Raw genomic sequence first — 6,397 nt, forward strand, 5'->3', positions numbered from 1 at the left:
AAGTTACTGCCCCCGCCGAAGTTACTGCCCCCGCCGAAGTCGCTGTCCCCACCGAAGTCGCTGCGCCCGCCGAAGTCGCTGCACCCACCGAAGTCGCGGCCGTCGCATCGGACCCGGTCGAGCCGTTCACGAACTCGATCGCCGAGATGATGCGGCGTCTCGACCGGATCGACCACAAGATCGGTCAGGACCAGCAGGCCTCGCAACAGGCGGCGAGCCGGACGATCGAGGAGATCGAGGCCCGGATCAGCACCGTGCTCGATGCCGGCCTGTCCCCGGCCGCGCAGATGGCCGAGCGCCTGGGCCAGATCGAGCGCCGCATGGTCGAGCTCGGCGAGCAGCTGGCGTCCCCGCGGCCGATCGGCCGGCGCGGCCGTCCGGCGGAGGCCGAGATCCGCGACGCCGTCGCCGAGATCCGCCAGCGCCAGCGCGAACTCGATTCCGACGGGACGCCCGCCCAGGGCAAGGCGAGCGGTGCCGCTCTCCGGATGCCGTCTCCCGCCATTTCCGAATTGCAGGCCGAGACGAGCCGCCTGCGCGAATCGATCGGCGGCCTCGCCACGGGTCGCGACGTCGGCGCCCTCGAACAGGCCATGCGCTCCCTCGTCACCGGGGTCCAGCGCGCCCAGGAGCCGGCCGACCTCGCCGCCATCGCGGCCCCCATCGAGTTGATCCGCGTTCAGGTCACCCGTCTCGCCGACGACGTGGCCGAGAACGTCCATGCCCGCGTCGCCAATGACGTGGAGCGCCTCGCGGCGAAGGTCGACGGCGCGCTCAGCAACAGCACGCCGGGCTTCGCCGACCGCGACGAGCTCGGCAACCTATTCCGCGAGCTCGACGAGATCCGCCGCCTGATCGCCGCCCTGGCCGGGCCGGAGCGGATCCAGAGCCTCGCGCAGGGTCTCCAGGCCATCAGCGCCCAGATCACCGAGCTGCAGGGCGGCGTCGGCGGCGACGGCTCCAACATGGCCGAGCTGCGGCCCCTGCTCGAAGAGATCCGCACCGGATTGCGGACCCCGCAATCGGGGGGGATCGAGGAACAGATCCAGGCGATGGGCGCCAAGCTCGACGCCCTGCGTGACGGTGCCTCCGTCGGCGGCGGCAATTCGGACGCGATCATCGTGCGCATCGACGCCCTGGCCGACAAGGTCGAGCGGGCCAGCGTCAATCCCGTCGGCGACCTGATCGGCCGCCTCGAAGACCTGGGCGAGACCCTGCGCCGGCCGGTGATTCCCGGCGGCGACCTCGCCTCGATCCACGGCATGCTCCACGACCTCGCCGAGAAGCTCGACCGTGTGGGCGGCCCCGTCGGGCCGCGCGCCGAGGGGCTGGATGCCCTGGAAAAGCAGGTCCTGGCGCTCGCCAGCCGCATCGACACGCGGGACGCCGACCCGGCCCTCGCGGGGCTCGAGCGGACGATGTCCGACCTCCTGGCCCAGGTCTCGGCCCTGCGCGACGAAGCACCGATCGAGGCCGCCGTGGAGCGGGCGGCGCGCAACGCCGTCGCCGAGAGCATCGGGACCACCGGCGATACCGGCGAACTCGAACTACTCAAGGCCAGCCTCGCCGACCTTCGCATGCACCAGGCCGCCTCCGAGCAGCGGATGCAGGCGACCCTCGACGGTGTCCATTCGACCCTGCACAAGCTCGTCGGCCAGCTCGGCGCCCTGGCGGAGGGCGGAGCGCTTCCCACCAACCACGCCTGGTCGACCCATGACCTCGCCGAGCGCCTCGCGGTCGCCACCGGCCGCGTGGACGAGCGTGCGCCGATGCAGAGCGGAATCGGCGTTCGGCGCCCCGAAGCCCTGCGGGTGAGCCCCACGACGCAATCCTTCGAACTCGGCCATGTGACGGACCTGCCGCTGGAGCCCGGCACCCGGCGCCCGAACCCGGATCGTCCCGCCGACGCCGCGACGGACGCCGCCGCGCCGACCGAGAGCGACATCAAGACGAGCTTCATCGCCGCCGCCCGGCGCGCAGCGCAGGCGGCGCAGAACGAGGCGGCCGAGGCTGCCCGCTCGCCCGGGATGCGCGGTCGGTCTTCACCCGACAACGCGGCGGAAGCCCCCGTCCCCGGGAGGGGCGCGCGGCTGCGCGCCGAACTCGACAAGCGCCGCAAGCCGCTGCTCCTCGGCCTCGCCGCCATCGTCCTGGCACTCGGAGCGCTGCAGGCCATCAACACCCGCCGTGGCGGCGCCGACGCGTCCGCGCCGCAGCTCGCCGCCACGACGGCGGCTCCGGCCGAACCGTCCGAGAGCCCGGCCAAGGCCTCCACCGCCGCGACGGCCGGCACCTCTCCGGCCAGCGCTTCTCCGGCCGGCGCGGAAACGACCGCTCGGCCCGACCCCGAGACCACCCAGTCGATTTCCGACGTCGCGCCGCCACCGACCGCCCCGGCGACGGCTCCGGCCGAAGCCGCATCTCGGCCGCTCCAGCGCGCCGTGCCGAAGGTCGCCGCGCTGCACGACCTTGCCGGCGATCTCGGCGCCGTGCCCACCGGTCTGGCACAGCTTCGCAAGGCCGCCCTCGACGGCGACGGCGCCTCCGTCTACGACCTCGCCGCCCGCGCCCTCGAAGGGCGCGGCATGCCGCGCGATTTCGCCGTGGCGGCAAAGCTGTTCGAGGCCCTGGCCGGTGCCGGCTACGCCCCGGCGCAGTACAAGCTCGGCGGCCTCTACGAGAAGGGCTCCGGGGTGGTGCGCGACCTCTCCCAGGCCAAGCTCTGGTACGGGCGTGCGGCGGAGCAGGGCCATGCCCGCTCCATGCACAACCTCGCCGTGGTCTATGCCGAGAACCCCGCCGCGAACGGCAAGCCGGACTACACCACGGCCTCGCAATGGTTCCGGCGCGGCGCCGAATACGGCATGCGCGACAGCCAGTACAACCTCGCCGTCCTGTACGCGCGCGGCCTCGGTGTGCAGCAGGATCTCGTCCAGTCCTACCTCTGGTTCTCCGCCGCCGCGGCCCAGGGCGACGACGATGCGGGCCGGAAGCGCGACGACGTCGCCGCGAAGCTCTCGCCGAAGGATCTCGTCACGGCGCAGAGCCTGAGCGCCGCCTTCAAACCGAAGGCGGCGCTCCCGGCCGTGAACGAGCCCCCCGCGCCGACCGGAACCGGGGTGGACGGATCGATGAGCCTGATCGGCGCTCCGCCCCCCGCCGCGCCGGTGCCGGCGCCGCGCCGCAGCACGGGCGCATGACAGGGACCGCGCATGACAGGGACCGCGCGTGATAGCGACGCGCATGGCCGCTAAGAACGCGGCGCCGCAGCGAAACGGCGTTTCGTAACAACAGCTTGTGCGGGTTTTGGCGAGGCGCCAGCCCGTTGGCGGCGTGGCGTCCGGTCGGCGTTCCGGGCCGTCGCAACCGTGTATATGATCGAGATCGATGCGATCCAGCCTCCCGGATCGCGGATAACGGAGCCGGAGATTTGATGGCGCGTGTGACGCCCATACCGACGTCAGCCCTCGTTCTCGGCGTCGCCGGCCTCATTCCCTTTCTGGGTTTCGCGGTTCTTTCCCTCAGCGGCAGCGATGGCGGCCTCGGCAATGTCGGCCTGGCCCCGCGCACCATCCTCTCCACCTACGGCGCGGTCATCGCCTCGTTCCTCGGCGGCATCCGCTGGGGGGCTGCCGCTTCCGGCGGTGCGGGCGGGCGCGACTACGTCATCGCCATCCTGCCCTCCCTCATCGCCTGGGCGGCGCTCGCCTGTCCCGTTCCGTGGGACCTGCGGGTGCTCGGCCTCCTCGTCCTCGGCTGGGGCATCGTCGATCTCGACCTCGTCCGGCGCGGACTCGTTCCGAGCTGGCTCGGGCGTCTGCGGCTCGTCCTGTCGGTGGTGGCCGGCTGCGCCCTGCTGATCGCGGCGTGAGGGTTCAGGGCCGGTCCGGGCTCAGCCGCGCGAGATAGTCCCCGGCTTCCTCCCAGGACTCGGCCGTGCCGGAAAAGCCGACATAGCCGTCGGGCCGCACGAGGATCAGCCTGTCGCCGTCGGGCGGGCGTCGCGGCGTCGGTTCGAGCAGGGCGGGAAACCGCGCGGCGAAGGTGGCGCCGCGTTCCGAATCCGCCGCATAGAGGACGAAGAGCGGCACCGATCCGGAGCCGGGGGGCTTTCCGTCATCCTGCGCCGGTGCCCAGCGCATCCCGGCCTGCGGGCCGCGCGACAGCGGGCTGTCGGGATAGGCGATTTCCACCTCGCTCATCGTCGCCGCCATCTTGTCCTGCACGGCGTGGAAACCGAGCATGAACCGGAGCGCGAGGTTGCGCAGTCCCTGCGCCACGGGGTTCGACAGGGTCGCCATGTCGGTGAGCCGGCCGGCATTGCGCAAAACCAAGTCGCCGACGGCGTTGCGCTCGGGGCTGTAGCTGTCGAGGAGCGAGGGCGCGGCCTGCTCCCGCTCCACCATCGCCAGTTTCCAGGCGAGGTTGATGGCGTCCTGCATCCCGGTATTCATGCCCTGGCCACCGGCCGGGCTGTGGATATGCGCCGCGTCGCCGGCCAGGACCGCGCGCCCCTGCGCATATTGCGAGACCTTGCGCTCGTTGATGCGGAAATGCGTGAGCCAGACCGGATCGACGACACGGAAGCCGCCCGCGCGCCGGTCCGTCAGGGCCTGTACCGCGTCGAGGGTCGGGTCCGGACGCGGATGCGCCGGATCGGTCTTGCCGACCTGCGCGATCACCCGCGCGCGGCCGCCGGGGATCGGGAAGACGACGAGCGGCCCGTCCCGGTGGAGATAGGTCGCGATCTCGTCGCCGGGCGGTGCGCCGTCGCCCTCCAGGCGAATGTCGGCCAGAAGCCAATCGTCCCCCTGCGCTTCGCCCGCGAAGGCGAGATCGAGCCCGTGCCGCACTTTGCTGTGCGCGCCGTCGCAGCCGATGAGCCAGGATGTCGATATTGTCTCCTCGGCGCCGTCCGCGTGGCGCAGCGTCGCCTCGACGTGGCCGTCGCCCGTCACGAAGCTCACGAGTTCCACCTCGCGCTCCACTGCTACGCCGAAGGTGGCGAGATGCTCGATCAGCAGGCGCTCGGTCTCCCGCTGCGGGATCATGAGGGCGAAGTTGTAGGCGCTGTCGATCGCGTCGAACCGGGCGTGGCCGAGGATGCTGCCGGCGCTGCGCAGGGTCGCCCCGTGGGCGCGCAGGCCGGCATCGAGGAAGGCCTGCCTGCACCCCATCCGGTCCATGAGTTCGAGGGTGCGCGCCCAGACCACGAGGGCCTTCGAGGTCTGCGTCGGCTGCGGGCTCTTGTCGATCAGGCGGAGGCCGATGCCGTATCGGGCGAGTTCGGCGGCGAGGGTGAGGCCGACCGGGCCGGCCCCGACTATGAGCGCTTGAAGCATGACCGTGCCCTGGCTCCGCTGCGATTCGCATTCGCCACCACTGTATCGGCATTCCGGGCTGGGGGCAGCGACGGAGACGAAGACGACCGCGTCGTGGCTTCCGATCGGCTGCGGTTTGGCGTCCCTGAGTGCAGCCCTGCTGTTCTCGTTCGCCCTCGACCCGCCGCTTGCCTGACCGAAACGTGACCTCATCCTGAGGCGCCGCGTGAGCGGCCTCGAAGGAGCCCTCCAGGACGCGCCGAGCGAACTGGAGCCCTCCTTCGAGGCCTCCGCTGCGCTGCGGCGCCTCAGGATGATGAGGGGGTTGGTTGGGATGGTCCATACTCCCCGGGTCGTCGACCCATGAACCCGATCAACGACGCCCTTAGATCGGAGAGTACCCCCATGCCGCCGTCGTCGCTCGGCATCGATGGCCGGGCAGAATTTACCGCGCAGGATGCCCCAGCGGCGATGGGGTTTCTCTAAGCCCTGACATAAAACAGGATTTTCCGTCGCGACCGGCGGCGTCGCTCTTGCAATGCAGGCGTGTATCGCTGGGAAAATCGTGCCGCCATGTCCATCGGTCTCAACGGAATATCCGCTCCGGGAGCGAGCTACCCCGTCCGCGCGACATCGTCCGGATCGACGGAGGCGTCGGCGAAGGACGACTTCCTGAAATATGCCAAGATGACGCCCGCCGAGAAGATCCGCGAACAGATCCTCAAGAAGATGGGCCTCACGGAGGAAGCGTTGGCCGGGATGCCGCAGAAGGAACTCGAAAAGATCAACGATGCGATTAAGGAGAAGATCGAGGAACTGGTGAAGCAAGGCCGGGAGAAAATCGTCGGGGCCTTCGCCGACATCAAGGCCTGACGGGACGGCTCCCTCTCGGTCGGCGCTGAGTGTCTCTCACAAAACTCCCGCTGCGCCGTCATGCTCGCAGCGAGAACCGACCGTGATCGGGAGTTTTGTGAGCACTCTAAGAGCGCCTAACAGAACGGCACCGAACGTTGCTTTCAGCGTTGGTTTGGCATGGCCAGAACCGCTTCTCCCCGAGGACCCCTGGGATGGGATGG

The 6,397-nt window shown here is 70.5% G+C and carries 4 protein-coding genes; 3 read left to right on the forward strand and 1 reads right to left on the reverse strand.

All coding sequences use genetic code 11. The features are described from left to right. Positions 1-3,200 (forward strand): SEL1-like repeat protein (locus tag MBTS_RS22205; RefSeq protein WP_192216499.1); only part of this gene is annotated, 3,200 nt, incomplete at its 5' end. Positions 3,201-3,433: 233 nt separating this feature from the next. Next, a complete protein-coding gene (locus tag MBTS_RS22210) occupies positions 3,434-3,871 on the forward strand; it encodes a DUF3429 domain-containing protein (protein WP_056150023.1) in 438 nt (145 codons plus the stop codon). 4 nt (positions 3,872-3,875) lie between these two features. Here the strand turns inward: MBTS_RS22210 and MBTS_RS22215 are convergent, their stop codons facing one another. Further along, positions 3,876-5,342: an FAD-dependent monooxygenase gene (locus MBTS_RS22215; RefSeq protein ID WP_192216500.1), complete on the reverse strand. Its 1,467-nt coding sequence runs from the start codon at positions 5,340-5,342 to the stop codon at positions 3,876-3,878. A 552-nt stretch (positions 5,343-5,894) separates the two neighbouring features. Between MBTS_RS22215 and MBTS_RS22220 the strand changes: the two genes are divergently transcribed. Next, positions 5,895-6,194 (forward strand): hypothetical protein, encoded by a 300-nt coding sequence (locus tag MBTS_RS22220; protein WP_018042193.1) that lies wholly within the window; start codon positions 5,895-5,897, stop codon positions 6,192-6,194. Positions 6,195-6,397 lie beyond the last annotated feature (203 nt).

Origin of the sequence: Methylobacterium bullatum (genome assembly GCF_014845095.1) — a bacterium.
GTDB lineage: Bacteria > Pseudomonadota > Alphaproteobacteria > Rhizobiales > Beijerinckiaceae > Methylobacterium > Methylobacterium bullatum.